This is a genomic window from Bacillus sp. SA1-12, assembly GCF_000981385.1.
Lineage (GTDB): Bacteria > Bacillota > Bacilli > Bacillales > Bacillaceae > Metabacillus.
The window spans coordinates 45096-63018 of sequence record NZ_LATZ01000121.1; the positions used below are offsets into that span (position 1 = coordinate 45096).

The 17923-nt window shown below is 33.5% G+C and carries 11 protein-coding genes and 4 pseudogenes; 7 read left to right on the top strand and 8 right to left on the bottom strand.

The genetic code is table 11. The features are described from left to right. Position 1: 1 nt before the first annotated feature. From WQ54_RS24130 to WQ54_RS33030, 3 genes are all read left to right on the top strand, one after another. A complete protein-coding gene (locus tag WQ54_RS24130) occupies positions 2-1426 on the top strand; it encodes an NAD-dependent succinate-semialdehyde dehydrogenase (RefSeq protein ID WP_046588156.1) in 1425 nt (474 codons plus the stop codon). 70 nt (positions 1427-1496) lie between these two features. Continuing rightward, positions 1497-2381, top strand: a complete 885-nt coding sequence (gene pdxS / locus WQ54_RS24135; RefSeq protein WP_046588139.1) for a pyridoxal 5'-phosphate synthase lyase subunit PdxS — start codon at positions 1497-1499, stop codon at positions 2379-2381. 979 nt (positions 2382-3360) lie between these two features. Then, complete coding sequence (locus WQ54_RS33030; protein WP_084822306.1) at positions 3361-3453, top strand: YjcZ family sporulation protein; 93 nt, start codon at positions 3361-3363, stop codon at positions 3451-3453. A gap of 482 nt (positions 3454-3935) precedes the next feature. Here the strand turns inward: WQ54_RS33030 and WQ54_RS24140 are convergent. After that, a pseudogene (locus tag WQ54_RS24140) lies at positions 3936-5150 on the bottom strand (IS110 family transposase). Between the two features lie 347 nt (positions 5151-5497). On the opposite strand from WQ54_RS24140, the gene WQ54_RS24145 reads away from it, so the two are divergent. After that, a complete protein-coding gene (locus tag WQ54_RS24145; RefSeq protein ID WP_046588141.1) occupies positions 5498-5980 on the top strand; it encodes a DUF6584 family protein in 483 nt (160 codons plus the stop codon). A gap of 222 nt (positions 5981-6202) precedes the next feature. Here WQ54_RS24145 and WQ54_RS34925 read toward each other — a convergent pair. Further along, a pseudogene (locus WQ54_RS34925) lies at positions 6203-6376 on the bottom strand (DNA alkylation repair protein); the annotation flags it as partial. On the opposite strand from WQ54_RS34925, the pseudogene WQ54_RS24150 reads away from it, so the two are divergent. From WQ54_RS24150 to WQ54_RS34930, 3 genes and pseudogenes are all read left to right on the top strand, one after another. Next, positions 6374-6730 (top strand): annotated as a pseudogene (locus WQ54_RS24150) (DNA alkylation repair protein); the annotation flags it as partial. The pseudogenes WQ54_RS34925 and WQ54_RS24150 sit on opposite strands and share 3 nt — an antisense overlap. Before the next feature lie 701 nt (positions 6731-7431). Beyond that, a complete protein-coding gene (locus WQ54_RS24155; protein ID WP_046588143.1) occupies positions 7432-7752 on the top strand; it encodes a 2Fe-2S iron-sulfur cluster-binding protein in 321 nt (106 codons plus the stop codon). A 1851-nt stretch (positions 7753-9603) separates the two neighbouring features. Beyond that, the gene (locus tag WQ54_RS34930; RefSeq protein ID WP_231597638.1) at positions 9604-9837 is read left to right on the top strand and encodes a CBO0543 family protein; all 234 of its coding nucleotides are present in this window, start codon (positions 9604-9606) and stop codon (positions 9835-9837) included. A gap of 1199 nt (positions 9838-11036) precedes the next feature. Here the strand turns inward: WQ54_RS34930 and WQ54_RS24170 are convergent. From WQ54_RS24170 to WQ54_RS34410, 6 genes and pseudogenes are all read right to left on the bottom strand, one after another. Further along, positions 11037-12362, bottom strand: a complete 1326-nt coding sequence (locus WQ54_RS24170) for a glycosyl hydrolase family 18 protein (protein ID WP_046588145.1) — start codon at positions 12360-12362, stop codon at positions 11037-11039. A 239-nt stretch (positions 12363-12601) separates the two neighbouring features. Then, complete coding sequence (locus WQ54_RS24175; RefSeq protein WP_046588147.1) at positions 12602-13699, bottom strand: GerAB/ArcD/ProY family transporter; 1098 nt, start codon at positions 13697-13699, stop codon at positions 12602-12604. An 18-nt stretch (positions 13700-13717) separates the two neighbouring features. Next, complete coding sequence (locus WQ54_RS24180; RefSeq protein WP_046588148.1) at positions 13718-14821, bottom strand: Ger(x)C family spore germination protein; 1104 nt, start codon at positions 14819-14821, stop codon at positions 13718-13720. Next, entirely contained in the window at positions 14814-16328 is a 1515-nt protein-coding gene (locus WQ54_RS24185) for a spore germination protein (protein WP_084822308.1), read from the bottom strand. The genes WQ54_RS24180 and WQ54_RS24185 overlap by 8 nt, the downstream gene beginning before the upstream one ends. Before the next feature lie 630 nt (positions 16329-16958). Continuing rightward, positions 16959-17711 carry an IS21-like element helper ATPase IstB gene (gene istB / locus WQ54_RS24190; RefSeq protein ID WP_046514187.1) on the bottom strand — a complete coding sequence of 251 codons (753 nt, stop codon included), beginning with the start codon at positions 17709-17711 and terminating at the stop codon, positions 16959-16961. Then, positions 17704-17923 (bottom strand): annotated as a pseudogene (locus WQ54_RS34410) (IS21 family transposase); the annotation flags it as partial. The gene istB and the pseudogene WQ54_RS34410, both read right to left, overlap by 8 nt.

The following is a 17923-nucleotide window of genomic DNA, read 5'->3' on the forward strand; positions in this document are numbered from 1 at the left end:
TATGTATATCGATGGGAAATGGGTAGGTAATGAGTGTGAAGAATTTACAGAGGTTACTAACCCTGCAACAAATGAAGTAGTAGGAATTATTCCTAGAGGGGGAGCCTATGAGGCAAAGCAAGCAGTTGATGCTGCTCATCGAGCGTTTAAGGAATGGTCTAGGAAGACCGCTGAGGAACGTAGTCAGTTATTAATGAAATGGTTTCATCTAATTGATTATCATAAGGATGAGATTGGAAAGATCATGACCTTAGAGCAAGGTAAACCATTAAAAGAAGCTGTTGGTGAAATTAATTATGCCAACAGTTATATTTCATGGTATGCGGAAGAAGGAAAGCGAATTTATGGAGAGACAATTCCAGCCTCACATTCAAATAAGCGCATTCTTATTCGAAAAGAACCTGTTGGAGTCATTGCAGCAATCACTCCATGGAATTTTCCTGCAGCAATGATTACGCGAAAAGTGGCACCGGCACTTGCTGCAGGATGCACAGCTGTTGTAAAACCTGCTGAGCAAACTCCGCTAACAGCGCTAAAACTCGCAAAGTTAGCGGAAAAGGCAGGAATCCCTAAAGGGGTTTTGAACATTGTAACCGGGAAAGCAAAAGAAATTGGAGACACTTGGCAACAAGATGCTCGTGTTAGGAAGATAACCTTTACGGGATCAACGGAAGTAGGCAAATTGTTAATGAAAGGTGCAGCCGAACACGTAAAAAAAATTTCATTAGAATTGGGCGGGAATGCACCATTTATTGTCATGGAGGATGCCGACTTAGAAAAGGCTGCAAAAGGGCTTATCCATTCTAAGTTTCGAAATGCAGGCCAAACCTGTATATGTACAAATAGAATTTACGTACATGAATCCGTGCAAGTTCAATTTGTTGAACTCTTTAAAAAAGAGCTTTCCAAACTGAAGGTGGGAAATGGACTAGATGAAGGAACCGATATTGGTCCTTTGATTGACCAAGCAGCTGTAGATAAAGTAAAAACATTAATAGAAGATGCTTTAATGTATGGCGGACAGGTTATTTATAGTGGGAATAAGCCTGAATCAGTTAAAGGCTTTTATTACAATCCTACAATTATTACGAATGTGAATGATCATATGCTTTGTGTAAAAGAAGAAATATTTGGCCCACTTGCCCCAATTGCAACGTTTAAAACGGAAAAGGAAGTGATAGAGCGGGCAAATGATACGAATTATGGGCTTGCGGCATATGTTTACACTGAAAATCTAAGTCGTGCCATCCGGATATCGGAAGAGCTTGAGTATGGAATCATTGGACTAAATGATGGATTGCCTTCAGTTGCACAAGCCCCATTTGGCGGTTACAAAGAAAGCGGCTTAGGAAGAGAAGGCGGTCATTATGGAATTGACGAATACCTTGAAGTGAAATATATTTCCATTGCCTTAAGTGAGGAGTAAATAAGTATTTCTCACTCAAACAGTTTAGTAATAAGTGATTTTTAATTATTTAATAAAAGGAGATAACCAAATGAGTCATATAGGTACAGAACGTGTAAAACGAGGTATGGCAGAAATGCAAAAAGGAGGAGTGATAATGGATGTTATCAATGCCGAACAAGCAAAGATTGCCGAAGCTGCAGGAGCAGTCGCAGTTATGGCACTTGAAAGGGTCCCAGCAGATATTCGTGCTGCAGGCGGTGTTGCAAGAATGGCAGACCCTACAATCGTTGAGGATGTAATGAATGCAGTTTCTATACCGGTTATGGCAAAGGCGAGGATTGGCCATATTGTTGAGGCTCGTGTTCTTGAGGCAATGGGAGTAGATTATATCGATGAAAGTGAAGTATTAACACCTGCTGATGAAGAATATCATCTTTTAAAAAGTGAATTCACAGTGCCCTTCGTATGTGGTTGCCGTGATTTAGGGGAAGCTGCACGGCGAATCGGTGAAGGTGCTTCTATGCTTCGTACAAAAGGTGAGCCTGGCACTGGAAATATTGTTGAAGCAGTTCGTCATATGCGTAAAGTAAATGCACAAATACGAAAAGTAGCTGGAATGAGTGAAGATGAACTTATGACCGAAGCAAAAATTCTAGGTGCACCATACGAACTTCTCCTTCAAATTAAAAGAGAGGGCAGACTTCCAGTCGTTAACTTTGCAGCTGGTGGTGTAGCAACTCCTGCTGATGCTGCACTAATGATGCAGCTAGGTGCTGACGGAGTATTTGTAGGATCCGGTATCTTTAAATCTGAAAATCCTTCTAAATTTGCTCGTTCCATTGTTGAGGCAACGACTCACTATCAAGACTATGAACTAATTTCTAAATTATCAAAAGGACTTGGGTCTGCTATGCAAGGAATCGAAATTTCTAACCTTTTACCTGAGCAAAGAATGCAAGAGCGTGGTTGGTGAAAAACCACCTTGAATTTTAGGATTATCTGGATTTATCTGTAGTAATTATTTAATTGTTTTTTATGTCGGCCTGTAATGGTAGCATCTATACCAATACAGGCCTCTATTTATTGAGTTTTTTCTTAGGAGATACATACAATGAGGGTCTTTCAAAAGAATGCTAAAAATATCAAAGCTTTGCTGTAAAAAGAGTTTTAGAAGAGTAATTACTACGAGAATACTTTTCATCCACAAATTCCTTCGGCTGACAAAAGTTATGGATCAAAACAGTCAGTATCGTGCAATTGGAATACTTTTATCTACAATAGTTTACGGAGAAACTCCTCCTCCTAGAAATACTTTTAGTCGTTTTCCCCTCCATAAATCTCCTTTAATGTGATAGGTTCGCTTGTTAAACGAGATCTTTGTCCCAACCAGCCTTAAACATGTTTCTACAAGTAGGGGGTGGACAGTATAACGGACGGGATCCTTGTCCCAAGGACGCGAACGTCTTACCCCGGCTACCTAAAGAATAACCTATTAAAAATAGGCCAACCAGATATCTATTCTGGATGACCTTATAATACGAAAGGGCTCTATTCTTGAAAAAGGGGATTTTCATATTTAAGTACGGTTACTTTTGTGAAAAAAGAGATTGCATAAAACCACTCTTTTTTATGCAGCTGCCAGGCTTCTTCAGAAGCCAAAAACATTGATAAATCAACAATGTATAAAATCATGCATTAACGATAAAAAACAGATAAGAGCCAAACCCTTGATACATAAGGATTTGGCCTTTTTGCTTACTTCTTAAAATTGCGATTATGTAAACTAGATTTGTATATTATATACATGGGATAAGCATCATGAATGTTTACTGGTAGAAGATCATATATAAATCAAGATAAAAAATCCACGCTATCTTTTAAAAATTGTCCAATCCTTTTCTCTCCTGTATGCATTAACTAGTAATTAGGAAGAGAAAAAGGGGGTGTATAGAATGGGTGATGAGAGAAATAACAATGGTTTTGCCCTAGTTGTTGTATTGTTTATCCTTCTGATTATTGTAGGAACTGCCTTTGTTCGCTATTAATTAAACAGAAAAGATAAACTTAAGGGTTAATTTGCTGGATATTTACCCTCCGATAATATTGCTTATATTGACTAAATTTTTATAAAGGATTCATCCAGTTTAAGTTTATACCATTTTCAATATTTACTAACTAAAACAACATTTGTCTATTTCACTAAAAGAATCTACACATATACTATTAAAGAAGCCAAAAAGCCATAATATTAGTGATTTGTTACCTTGGAAAAGTAGCAATCAGCCTCTCTTTCAGGATCTTCAATCAATCGAAGATCCTTTTTTAATGCCGATAACATCGCTTATGGTGACTCGATTTGTTTGCATCCCTTCTTCAACTAAACCAGCTAATAGTTTGTCAATATTTTTCAATAAAAACTTAAAATATCTCATGCTATACTAAAAATGTGTATGCCAAATAACCTTCCTTTAGTCTGTTTTTGGAAGGTTTTGTGTTATTTAGTTTAATTTAGGTTCTAAGCTATATCTTAGAAAGTCGTTTTGCTTTTTAAAAGGGCAAATATCCAGTGTAAGAGCTTATTTACACAAGTAATAACAGCTCTTTAAAAGGTTTTCCTTCTTCACGTTTTTTATTATAGAACTCTCGTAATTTCTTATTTCGAGGAATAATTTCATCGCTTGTTTTGCTCTTACGACAGTCACGAATCGCACAACGAACAGCCATATATAAGGCGTGACGAAGCCTATTTGAGCCACGTTTAGTGATTCGGTTTTTGGTTGCTGTAAACTTACCAGATTCGAACACACTCGGATCAACTCCAGCGAAAGCTACAAGCTTTTTAGGGTCATTAAATCGATCTATCTCACCAATTTCTGAAATAATCGTTGCAGCGATCTTTTCACCAATACCAGGGATAGACTTGATTATATTGTATTCTTCAACTTCTTTTGCGAGGGCATCTATCTCTGATTCGAGCGTTGATAGATGCTCTTAGTATTGAAGAATCCCTATATACATACCAAGACTTAAAATATGACTCTGATATACTGTCTTTTCAAAAGGATTACGTGCAGCAGCTTTAAGTTGAATCGCTTTTTCCTTTGCCCATCTGCTTGAACGACTCTTATAAAGACTAGCTATCTTGTTTGTGATTATTTCCTCGCTTGCATTCAAAATATCCTCGGAAGAGGGGAACTCTGAAAGAGTTAAAAGTGACACCACCGAATATAAATCTCCAAACACCCCTTTGTATTCAGGAAACACTTGTTCAAGCACTGCCTGAAATTGAAGCTTTGTTTGAATCATCACTCATGCTATATTTTCATGTTGTCTTGTAAGATTACGAAGGTTTAATAACTGGATTCCACGCTTTTTATAAGGCTCTAATTCCTCCTTATAAAACAACTCACAGAGAAGATAAGCATCAACTACATCTGTCTTTACTTTTCTTAAACTTGACGCTCGAGACTTATATGAAATCAACGGATTAATGATAATCAATAAATAACCCCGTTCCTCCAAGTAATGAACAACTGGAGTTTGATAATGCCCAGTAGCTTCTAGAACTATTGATGGTTTCCTGCCGGAATCTCTTTTCACATCCTCAAGAAGAAACAAGTGAACTAAGCCCCTCCATAGTATGAGAAACCTTAAAACTCCTACGGTAAGGTTTGCCTTTATCTAAAAAAGCTTGAACCTGACTTTCCCCTTTTGAAACATCCAGACCAACGACTGGATTCATTATAAATCTCCTCCTAAACTAGTAATTTGCCAGTACCCCTGTTACCTCCATGCAGTGTCACAGCTTCGCTTGTTATACGAGATCTATGTCCCAACCAGCCTCAATCATGTTTCTACAAGTAGGGGCGAACGGTTTAGTTGACGGGATCAAAGCCCCACGAGCAGTTACGTTCTACCCTGGCTATTGATATAATAAAACCATTTAAAAAATGGTCAACCAGAAATATTTAGCATTCCTGGCTAACCTTATAATACGAACGTACAGTTTTGTTGAAGAAGGAATTAATATGAACAATCGAGAAATAAATGTGAAGAAAAAAATAAAATGAGGTGTTTTTCATAGAAAAGATGCCTGTTAATACTCTAAAAAAAATAGAAGAAGACATTTTAAAAAATGATTTAGGGAAAGCAAGGGATAGACTACACGGGTTAATATCAACCTATCCTAATGAATTAGAACTCCGTAAAAAGTTAGGCGAGATATATTTTGAATTAAAACATCCTTCTATGGCTGGTCGATACTGGTATTTAGAAGAAAACAAAACACCAGAAATGGTAAAAGCGTGTACTGAGTTTGAAAAATCAATGGGAAATGACCCTATTAGAATAGCAAGAGCTTTAAAATATAAAGGTAATACTGAAATCTTAAAACGACTAGAATTAGACCAGGCAATTACCTCTACACAAAATAAAGTGAAAAAAAAATTGATAGAAGAACCCAAAGATTCATTAGAAGATAAATTAGTTACATTTGGTTGTTTATCAATAATAATTTTAATAATTATTTTTACATTAATTGGAGTTTACACATTCTTTAACTGGATATTTTGATCAAAATCAGCTTGATAAGAGGGTATGTATATAGGTTGGCTTTAAAACTAAACCAGCTAATAGTTTGTCAACATTTTTCAATAAAAAGATTAATAACATCATGATATACTAAAATTGCTCACGCCAAATAACCTTCATTCATACTAAAATTGGAAGGTTTTGTTGTATTTAGTTAGATATAGTTAATGGGCTATATCTTGGAAGATAGTTCTGCTTTAATAATTTGGTGAGCTGATTAGCCATTAACCAATCCATTAAGTTATTTCGCTCATCAAAAGTGTGAGTCTGCATATCCTTATCAAGCTTATTTAGCACATCTTGTGAAAGAAGTTTTTTATCCATAATTAAGATTGCTAATAGTCTGGGCAAAAACTCTTCGGTTGACCAAAGTTCAAGAAGAAAATTGCATTGATGGAGTCATGGGAAAATAGTCCTTCTGCTCTCCAAAGGCGAGCTTTCTGGTATTATCAAGGGCGATTGAGATGGACTGGACAAACACCGCCTGATAACACCGCAGACTTGCTATCTGCATTAGAAGCTAATATTACGCAGGAAGAACCAGAAGTTCAATGGGCTATGAATTTCACCGCAGGCTGGATAGGCGTTTATGATGAAAAGAATCGTGCACGTTGTATTAAACTTGGTGAGAAAACGGGTCTTTACAAAGATGAAATAGTAGCAAAAGGATGTACTCCCAGCTATTTGCCGGAGTTCATTACGATTGAAGTTAACAAACGACATAATAATTAGTTACCTCTGAAAAATTTATTAGGGTTTAATGCAAAAAATAAAGAAATTCAAAGCCTCAATATGAAAATTGTAATAGGCTTGGACCGAAAAATAAAGAAAACAACGCGTTATGGCAGCTAGTTAGTGAAATATGCAAGGAAGATGTAAAGGATTAACCCACTATCTCTTTTTGATCTGTAGGGCGCTTATCTTTAAGAGGAACAACTTTCCAGCTGCGCAGTACAACAATACTATGCAATTGAATAATACTATTCAACAATCGGGCGCGTTTATGAATAACGCGTCTATTCGTGTATCGGGAATTTATTTAAGGCTGGTACAATTGTTGAGAAACCAACAGAGGATAAGGGGAAAAAGTCTATGAAATTTACCTATAAAAAATGTTTAAAAATAGATGATTATATGAAGAGTACTCATAAACTGCGCAGTCAAGATAAACCATCTTGATCAAAAAAGAGTACTCCCTAAATAAAGTTACGATCTGAAGTAATAATAGACATAGCTAATTTGCTATGTCTATTTTGTTTGTAAATGGGAAAACCCTTCAGTCCAATAAGATTAAATAATGCAAAACCTTCCAGTTTTCTTATTATAGTGTGATTTATACATTTCTCCATTTTTTGTGATTATTAATACTAGGTGAGGTGAAAACTATAATAAAGACTTTTAGCATTCATCGTATAGTGTGAGGAGTTAATAAAATGCCAATCTTAAAGGTTTTAGGAAAAGGAACTTTTGAAGTAGAACAAGGGAAAAAGTTAGTATTGGCACTAGAAGATATCGGTGTAAATATTCTCCATCGTTGCGGAGGGAAAGGAAAATGTACGACCTGTAGAGTAGAAGTATTGGCAGGTGAGTTTTGTGATGTAACTAATTTAGAAAAGAATGCCTTTTCGGAAAAAGGAATTGAAGATCATTTGCGTTTATCCTGTCAAATTCGTGTGAATGGAGACGTCACCGTACGCCCTATCATGACAACAGAAAACTCTGGTTTGGATACCGGTCCAAGACCAGCCGAATAAATATCGAGTTTGTATTTTATATCATCTGAGACCTTAGTTAGAGAAATGGGACAAATGTCTAGTACTAAGGATATTTGTTAAGCACAGTTAAAAAACAAGAAAAGAAATGAGACTAAATTTAACAGTATTTTTAATATCTTCAAGATAAAAGAGGAGATTATTTTCAAAATTTATTAAAAATCGAAGCGACATAACAATTAAAAATAGTCCGGAACAGATTTATCAGGTTTGATTTCTCTGACTAACGTTGAAAGAACTCTTCAATTGGGTTGAGGAGGCAACATATGGTCCAGAACGTTTACCTTCTTCAGATTGTTATAACGGTCTTCCCTTTGGAATATTTTCTAAAATAAAGATTATTTTTACTTTTAAGGTACAAGGTCAAGAAACTAATATTCTCCTTGATAGTTAAAAGGTGGCTTTGTGCCCACTTTGTGCGAATTGTGAAGTTAGTTATTCTTTTTTAAATATACGTACTCGATTGACTAATCAATGTCACCTTATATTCGATCAGGCTCTTTAATGAAGTAACATAAAAGCCTAATTTCTCAATTTAATGCTGAGAAATTAGGCTTATTTATATTGGAATTTCCTTGACTTTGTAAATTGCATTTTCTGAAGCCAAGAATCATGTCGTTTGCTTTGCAATCCTCCTAATGATTAAAAAAAACCGGGTTGAACCCCAACACCTCGGCTCTATAAACGCATCCGCCTAAGTCACATTTAACATTGGGACACTGTCTTTCTGTCCGTTATTTATTACATATAGATTTGGGTGGATATATGTATAGTTTTTATTACCAAGGAACAAACAAATAAAAAGAATGTGAGAGGAGATAAATCACATGGGTCTTTCAAAAAAGGATTCTAAAACGCTTACTAAAAAATGATTAATCATTCCAAGGAGCAGGGAATACCAAAGAAGAAAAAGAAAAAAATTACTATAAAAAAAGAACATTTAGATAGTGTCCTAGATGTGTCCTAAGGAAAATCTATAACACATTAACATTTAATGTTAATTTTTTTATTTCTAACAAATAATTAATTTTTAACTTAACGTTTGAGGACTTAAGTTAGCGATGGGTAAGATAGGAAACAAAGAATCATTATATTTAACAAACTAACCATAATTGAGATTAATAATTCTATAAATTGACTTTGTTCAAATGATTTAGCGATCTTTTGTGATTTACCGACTTAGATAATTCAAATATTTTACTGTAATCATTTCTTCATTTGCCCCCAATATATCCTCAGAAAAGGGAAACTCTGAAGAAGTTAAAAGTGATACCACATATAAATCGCCAAAAACCCCTTTATTTTCAGGAAATACTAATTAAAGAACCACCTGAAATTGAAGCTTAGTTTGAAGCATCAGGCCAGGGACATTTTCAATGTCAATTAAGTTTCATGGAAAGAAATTAATTATAATTAGCAAATACAGCATTAATTATAAAAAGCCCAAAGTATAACTCTTTACTGGAGTCCTAGAATTAAGTGGTTATCTCTTTTAGGAAAATATCTTTAATTCAAGATTCTCTACTTGACGATAATTAACCAAAAGATTAATACCCCTTTATAATCATGACTATCCAAAATGGAATAGATATTGTTAATGAATGATTTTTTTAATTTTGAGCTAATCAAGTAATGTTGATTAGCTCTTTCTTATCTGTTAATAAAAATTTTGTTTTATGATTTTCAATAAATGAGATAGCTAAATTAATAAAATTATCACTTACCCATGTCGTTATAAATTTGGTAAACATATTGAAAAGAGAAGGATAAAACTTATTAAGATAGGGAATTTTAAAAGTGTCAAATTAATCCATTGAAAAAGGCTGGTACTTTATGGAGAAAAAATTATTAAACCTACTTAATGTACTGTGTATAGTTGCTCTAACATTTTTATTTAGAGGCTCAAAGATGAGGGAAAATTTACTTGTTTTTTTCTCAAAAGGAGTTCTTGCAACTCTTATTGATGCTTATGCTGTTGGAAGCCAAAGAATTTTCTATCCAGTTCGCCCTTTTCCAAAAGTCTTTAAAACCAATCTTATTTATGATATATTATTTTTCCAATTTTAAGTGTTATCTGGGTTAAAATATCGTATAACGATAAAACGATAATATAGGTAAGATACTTTTAAAGAGCTTAATATTTAGTGTTCCAATGAGTTTAGGCCAATGGTATTTAGAAGAAAACCCAGATTATTCAAATGGAAAAAATGGTCACCACTCCATACTTTTGGGAGTGTAAGTTTTACCTTGTTTACAATAAGAGGTTTAGTTGGTTTATTAAAAAAATTAGATGAATTAAAGCAAAACCAAAATATTTTAATCAAACTATTATGTATAGCTTCTTAGGGAAAATAACAGATACTTATGGAACGGTTAATTATCAATGGCTAATGTTATATCCATGGGTATATATGGATGCTATGTATGATGCTTATAAATTTTCAGAAGGGACGAACCCTCCATTATCTTTTCTCCCTTTTGCATTTGGAGCTTATTTTGTCACAATAGGTCTTATGTATTCTCCTAATTTAATTTTCGGAATATCATTTGGACCCATTTTGCTACCGATGTTGTCTTTAATACCCGGTTTGGCAATTGGATTGTTTATTCGTTATATGCTGTTAAAATATAAGAAGTATAATTCCTCCCATTAATAATGGGATCGTATCCATTTAACTTATCAACCTCATTTTCTTTCAAAAGTACAAAAAATAGTACATTCATGAATATTCTAAGATTAGATAGTTTCTTTAAGCTTGTATAAAAGTTTCAAATGTGGAGTATGTATAAATGCAAATATATAATAATATTAAATAAAGCAATTCGATAATGTTTCGATTACCCCTTTTTAGTGATAATCCAAACAAATAAGAAATTAGAACGAGTCCATTATTATAATTTCTTCTAATAATGAATTGTCAATGCACCAATGTCTTGGATACAAAATGTTGAATACAAGTAAATATATCTAAATAATTGCTAGAATATGAAGTTAAATAAAGAAAGACACAGTAACAGTTTTAATTTGTTTCAAAAACTTTTCTTTATGTCCTCAAGTTTACCTAGAAGACAATAGTTTTCATTTTCTAATGATTCTATTCATTTGCTAATTTCAGTTGATATATTTTGAAGACCCTCTATTAATTTTTGTTTAATTGGTGAAAAGTCGCATGTCGCAACTATTTGGGTTCATGAACCCTTACACATCGTTTAATGATAAATAAAAGGGTGATGTGCTTTATCATCACCCAAATAGATTTTTAAACTTACTTTACTTTAAATTCTTCCAACACTAGTTCTTCCGTTTGAGGCATAGTTAAACCTAAATGCCAGCACCCCATTCCAGCTAAGTTATATTCCTTAATAAGACGAAGTTTTTTTAAAAGACTGCGGGGATCTTCAAACCATACTTCATGTAATGTTCCTTGTTTATCGACATAACGAAACCATGGTGCAGCAGCATTTAAATCATAATGGATTTGACTCATATGACCTATATATAGGTCTATTGCATGTTGAGTTGAGTAAGCTTTACCGGCCTTTTTTTCTCCAGAAATAGTCCAATCATATGCATATTGTGGGATACCAAGCATAATTTTTGATCGTGGTACTACAGAAACTGCATAATTTACTGTTTCCTTTACTTTATCAATTGGAGCAATCGGGCCAGATGGGCCACCAGGCCAATGCCAATCATATGTCATTAAAAAAATCTTATCTAAGTATTTACCAAGGGTTTTATAGTCATATGCTGTAGAATGAGATGGAATTTTATCTCCTTGTTTTGGAGGAACTGCCATCAATATTTCCATGCCTGAAGGATGTAGCTTTTCAGCTAATTCTTTTATAAATTTATTTAGGTTAGAACGATCTTTGTCTCTTACCTGTTCAAAATCTATGACTACCCCTTTATAATCATTACTGTGTAAAAGTGAATGAATATTATTTATAAAATTTTTTCTTCGCCAAGGGTTACTTATTAAATGATGAGTTAAATCAGGGTCAAAACCTTTTTCGCTTAAATTTGAAAGAGTTGCGTAAGGGGGTAATTTTTGCTTCCAGGCGAGTTTATGTGCTTCGTTTTCTTCTAGCCCAATGATATTTCCTTCGTAATCTGGTTTATACTCAAAAACAAATATACTTGATAAAGTGTTACTATAATTACTTAAAATCCAAGCATTTGCATTTTTATCCTTAGGAACAAAATAAGTTCCAGTCCAAATTTTCTTTTGCTTGGAGTGAGGGATGTTTAACTTTTGTCCTGGAATAATTACTTTGCTTTTTAGTGCATTATTGAGCATTAATTGTTCCTCGGTGATGGAATGACGGTAAGCAATTTCCCATAAACTCTCGCCTGGTTGAACATAATAATTTGAACCTGGAATGACGAGAGCTTGTCCTAATACAAGTTGAGCATTTTTAGCTAATCCATTTAGCTTTGATATTTCATCTCTATTTATTTTATATTGTTTAGATATCTTATCGAGACTATCACCAGATTTTACTTCAAATATTACTTGTGCCTGAGTAAAAATAGGTGCAAATAGAACAAAAGTAATGGTTATTAACATAAACAAAATTTTTTTATTCATACACTTTCCTCCTAATAGAAGTTTCTTATGGAAAGTAGTATATGTAGTTATTTTAATGTTAGACAACTAACAAATCACCACTTTTTACCATCTGTGTATTGTCTGAAATTTTTTTGATCTGCAAATAAAACTTTATTACTCGTTGGGCTATCTCTAGATCTAACATTTGAATTTATCAAAATCTTTTACCGAGGCATTTTTGGTAAGAACCCTAAGTCTTTTTTATATAGCTTAATTTTCTAAGCTTTTCTCTTCTTAAAAAAGTTAATGATGTTCAACAAAAAAAACAATGTTGGAATGTAACAGTATAAAAAAACTAAGCCTGTAGTTGATTGGAATGAAATAATGTTCTCAATACTAATTTCAGTTTTTAAATTAATAACAATAACAAAGACTATGGCACTTGATATCCATAACGATCTTTTAGGTTTAAGGTTAATTGTTGTCTTTAAGATTCTTGTTCCACTCCACAAAAGGACACAACAAGGAGGTAAGATGACTAAAAGCCATGCAAATATATAAATGTATTCAAATCTTTCAATGAAAGGTAACCGGATTACTTTTGATAAAATCAAGATTGGCCATATTGTATGTTCCAGCTGTCGAATATTGAAATATACAAACGACACAATTGTAATAATAAAATATAGAATGGTTGTATAGGCATTTGAAAGATGAGCCCATTTCTGGGAATCATGATTATTTTTAATAAAAGGAAAATAGATTAACAATAATTCAGGTCCCAAGTAATTGGTAATAGTTTGATTTGCTGAAACGATATAGTCACCTAAGTTATGGTTCAAAAGGGGAAGTAAATTATTCCAGTTTGCATATTTTAATGGGTAATAAAGGGTCACAAGTACAACACTGGGTAGCACTACTCCCCAAAAACATATACCAGTAACCACTCTGAATCCACCTGAAACAATATATGCAGAAGCCAACACAATAATTAGTGATAACTCCCATAGATGAACATATGGAAAAACCCAAACTTGTAAAATTTCTATGTACGAACGTACTGTTGTTGATACCGTTAAAATGATATATCCATAAAAACAAAGATTGAAAATGTTGCCAGTCCATTTTCCAAACATCTGTTGATGTAAGGATAAAATATCTCCATTGTTTGATTTCTTTAACAGAAAATACATCATCCATATTATTAGATGAAGACTAAAACCAACCATCAATATTGAAATCCATGCATCTTGTTCAGCCCCCTCTACTATTTCACTTTGAAAATTCAGCATACCTACGCTAGTCTGTGTCCCATGGATAATGAAGAATAAGAAAAAGGGAGAAACGGTTAAACTTTCCTTTACTTGTTTACTCATAATAAACCACCAAAATGTCTAATCTCCGATCCCTGATTGATGTAGTTGAATGCTAAGATTAATATTGAATGTTACCTTTGGATAGACTGTTTCATAAAACTCTTTTTCATTCCACTTTTCACTGTGTGCTCTTACCAAATCCCCAACACCTAAGGGATCTACATCATGCTCTTGGAATTTTAACAAAAGTTTTAAAAGGTCGTTTTTTATTTGCTTTTCCAATTGCCTTGTTAATAATTTATAATTTTCATTTTTTTTCAAATCTAACCATCCTGGATAATCTCTAACCATTCCATGTAATTTAATGCTGTATGTTACCTTTGGCCCGGATTCATTTTTTGATACAGATTCAATCTTTTTCCCGTAAAGACTTGTCAATACGGCAAGACCTTCTTGTTGTCCTTTCCTTACCTTAAACGACATTTCCCCATTCATCGATCTTGCTTGTAATAATTTATAGAGAAACATCTCTTTTTGCTTTAAGACGAGTGACAAATGATCTTTTTTAAAAACAGCATATCCGTCAATTCTAACTTTCCCATGTTCATTTAGGTTTATAAAAGGAACAGATACATCTCTTCCTTCCCCATAGTAATCAAACAGAAATATCTGTAGATTGGAAACGGGTACATTTCCTGATTTAAAGTTTTGTTCGATCAAATTAGGAAGGTAGTCATTTCCTTCTTTTGTGAGATTATTTAAAATTTTTTCCGCCGGTTCTTCTGAAACAGCAATGATCAAGTTGCTCCCGATTAAAGGGTCTTTACATATTGTTTTGACAAAATCCGAGATGCCATCTCTCGCTAAATTTTCACTAAACATTAAAAGTTTTAACTTACCGATTTCAATAGGTTTTGATGATTGATTGTTTATTTCTTTTAGAATCAATTTCGTACTTTTTTCATGCCCTTGCAAGGAATAAATTTTCCCTTGTTTTTGTTCTTCAGTATAGTCTGAATAAAGAGCTGTTCCAATATAATCGCGATCTTCTTTATCGAATCCTAGTACTGAAAGCATGTGTATATCATCAACAATTTTACCGCGATTACATCCTGTCAAAACAAATATGAGTAGAGAAAAACAGCAGAATATAAAAATGATTTTGCATTTTTGGCTACTCATTATTAAGATCCTCCTTGTCTTCATGAGGTGTATATCGTCTTAGCATAAGAGGCTTTAAAAACTTGCTTCGAGTTGTTGTATATTGATATGACGAACGAATAAAACTGTCTCGAAAATTCTTTATTCTAAATGGGTAAAGAGGAATCAAGTAGGGAGTTCCTAAAGATTTTAATCTTAATAAATGACCTAAAAGAATAATAAATCCAATAACAATTCCAAAACCACCCCAAAAAGCTGAAACTACTATGAATGGAAATCGTAAGAGACGGACGGTATTAGACATTTTAAAGATAGGTGTTGTAAAAGAGGCAAGTGCAGATAACGCCACAATTATCAGCAATATATTACTTGTTAACGCTGCTTCTACGGCTGCCTGTCCAATAACAATACCTCCCACAATCCCTAACGTCTGTCCAATCTTGGTTGGTAAACGTGCCCCTGCTTCACGCAGTAATTCAATCGTAATTTCTAAAAAAATGACCTCTAATACGGGTGGAAACGGAACATTTGCTCTGGAACTGATTAGAGGTCCAAGTAAATCTCCTGGTATAACTTCATAATGATATGTTAATACGGCAACATATAACGGAGTCGCAAAGATCGAGAAAATCACACCAATAATGCGTATAATTCGAAAGAAAGATCCCACTATCCAGGGCAGATAATAATCTTCTGGTGAAATAAAAAAATCCATCAACGTTGACGGTCCTGTAACGACATAGGGGGAACCATTCGTTAAAATAGCAACTTGTCCATTTATAACGGCATAAATAACACGGTCAATTCGCTCTGTAGATAAAAATATGGGAAAAGGTGTATTAGAGTTATCTGAAATCATTTGATCAATTTGAGAGCTATCAAAAATCACATCGAAATCTATTTTTTTTAGCCGTTGGCGTACGGTTTGAATGTGTTGTGGATTGGTAATCCCATCTAAATAGGCGATGACCACCTTTGTTTTAGACATAGACCCCATGGTAATTTCTTCAAAAACTAAATCAGTGATGGCAATTTGCTTTCTTAATAAATGTATGTTTATATCAATGTTTTCTACAAATCCGATTTTTGGACCGACAACACTAAATTCATTTTCTGCTTCATTGTTCTGGCGGTAGCCAAGATTACCGTTTTCAACATTTACAGTAAGAAAGTTATTGTCAAATTCCTTTAACTGGATAATGACATATCCCTTTATAAGCTTTTTTTCAACATCTGAAGTTTTACTTGTAACATTTATATCATCAAATGGGATTATATTTTTTATATCATCTAAATGTTTAATTTTCTCAACATTCTTTTGGAGGCCCGGGAGGAGGAGTCGATTGATCTTCTCTGCATCTACCATGGATTTAAAATAACTGATTAGAATTTTATCCTGATTTTCAACAGGAGAAAATTGATGAAAATCGCTTGACTTACTCGCTTGTTGAAAGATAACACTAATTGATTTTGATTCAGATTGGTTCTTAAGGTTTTTTTTAATAAGTAGTTCTCTTAAAAATGGCACAGTAATTTCCTCACCTATTTATGAATCATTTCGATAAACTTTTAAATCCAATTTTTTCACAAAAATTCCCACTAATATATCAGGGACAACAAACAGCATAGAGGTCAAATTGGCCAAAACGATAATTAATAAGGGAATCAAAAGGGCATCCGTTCCATTACAATTTAAATTACTTCCTTTAAGTTAAATGACTTTAATTATTATGTTCTTATAAAAAAGGAATATGTATAAAAATTTTTCATGTTTGGCAAATTATACAAGTTCCATAAACGACCATTTTATAATAATCACGAATGCTATTTTGTGCTAATGTAAAAATTTTCCTTTATATCCGAACAATTTTTCCGGTAATAATGAAATTCCAAAAAAGGAAATCAAAAGAGATCTTTGCAAATAAATATTCATCACAGAAAGTCCAGGCAGTGAAAAAGGCAAACACATTTTGACAAATTATCTAAAGGAAGTTTCCTGTTACAAAAGGAGAGGAACTTTGTATTAACAATAACAAAAGTACATAGAATAAAGATTACTTCTATTAGACTTTTTTAGAGTAAAAAAGTAGAAATATGAGCAGTATATAAATGTCAACCTAAGTATGTACACTTTTGATCGTTTAAGTATGTACAAATTCTACTCATTTTCTTTCGCAAGATGATCTTTGATTCGGTAAGATTCTCCAACAATACTTACTACTGTTGCGTGATGTAAAACCCGGTCTAAAATCGCATTGGCCAGTTTAGAATCTTGAAAGACTTCATCCCATGACTTGAAATTGATATTAGTTGTTAGAATTGTACTTCTCTTTTCATACCTTAGATCAATGAGTTGAAAGAACAATTTCGCATCTTCTGGATCAATAGGTAAATAGCCAATTTCATCAATAATAAGCAGTTTATATTTGGTATAATGCTTTAATCTTGCTTCTAAACGATTTTCAATTTTAGCTCTCTTTAACTGCTGGAGTAAATCATGGCACTTAATAAAATAAGTGCTGGTTCTCTTTTTAGCAGCTGCTATGCCGATGGCAGTGGCTAAATGAGTTTTCCCCACACCACTAGGGCCTAAAAATATAATATTTTCCTTTCTCTCAATAAATCGTAAAGTGATAAAATCAAGAATTTGTTGTTTATTAATCGACGGCTGAAATTCAAAGTCAAATTGGTTTAGTTCTTTTAAGTGGGGAAATGCCCCCACTTTTACCATTGAATGAATCATATTTTTCTCTCGAACATCAATTTCATAATTTGTGAGTTTTACAAGTGTTTCTACAAAAGATACTTGATTTCCAACACTAAAATCGATGGTTTCACTTAGATGCTGGATCATTTGCTTTAACTTTAAATATTCTAAATTTCGTACTAACTGTTGATAGGTGTTATTCATTTTTATACACATCTCCAATTGTCTCTAAATTTTTCTTTGCCAGATGATCAATATCAGGATAGTATGGAAGAGCTCTGCTGAGCTCAGCTTTGTAGTGCTCATCCTTGTAATTGATTTTTAATTGACTAATTTGGTGTTGGACAATTAACTCCGTGTTATAATAAATGAATAGTTGATCATCATATGCTTGTAAGCCAACAGTCTTCCCTTGA

Bases quoted from the DNA above. Each gene is read 5' to 3' on its own strand.
- WQ54_RS24170 (WP_046588145.1), bottom strand. From the start codon at position 12,362: ATGAATAAAAAAATTTTGTTTATGTTAATAACCATTACTTTTGTTCTA.
- pdxS (WP_046588139.1), top strand. From the start codon at position 1,497: ATGAGTCATATAGGTACAGAACGTGTAAAACGAGGTATGGCAGAAATG.
- WQ54_RS24130 (WP_046588156.1), top strand. From the start codon at position 2: ATGTATATCGATGGGAAATGGGTAGGTAATGAGTGTGAAGAATTTACA.
- istB (WP_046514187.1), bottom strand. From the start codon at position 17,711: ATGAATAACACCTATCAACAGTTAGTACGAAATTTAGAATATTTAAAG.
- WQ54_RS24180 (WP_046588148.1), bottom strand. From the start codon at position 14,821: ATGAGTAGCCAAAAATGCAAAATCATTTTTATATTCTGCTGTTTTTCT.
- WQ54_RS33030 (WP_084822306.1), top strand. From the start codon at position 3,361: ATGGGTGATGAGAGAAATAACAATGGTTTTGCCCTAGTTGTTGTATTG.
- WQ54_RS34930 (WP_231597638.1), top strand. From the start codon at position 9,604: ATGGAGAAAAAATTATTAAACCTACTTAATGTACTGTGTATAGTTGCT.
- WQ54_RS24155 (WP_046588143.1), top strand. From the start codon at position 7,432: ATGCCAATCTTAAAGGTTTTAGGAAAAGGAACTTTTGAAGTAGAACAA.
- WQ54_RS24145 (WP_046588141.1), top strand. From the start codon at position 5,498: ATGCCTGTTAATACTCTAAAAAAAATAGAAGAAGACATTTTAAAAAAT.
- WQ54_RS24175 (WP_046588147.1), bottom strand. From the start codon at position 13,699: ATGAGTAAACAAGTAAAGGAAAGTTTAACCGTTTCTCCCTTTTTCTTA.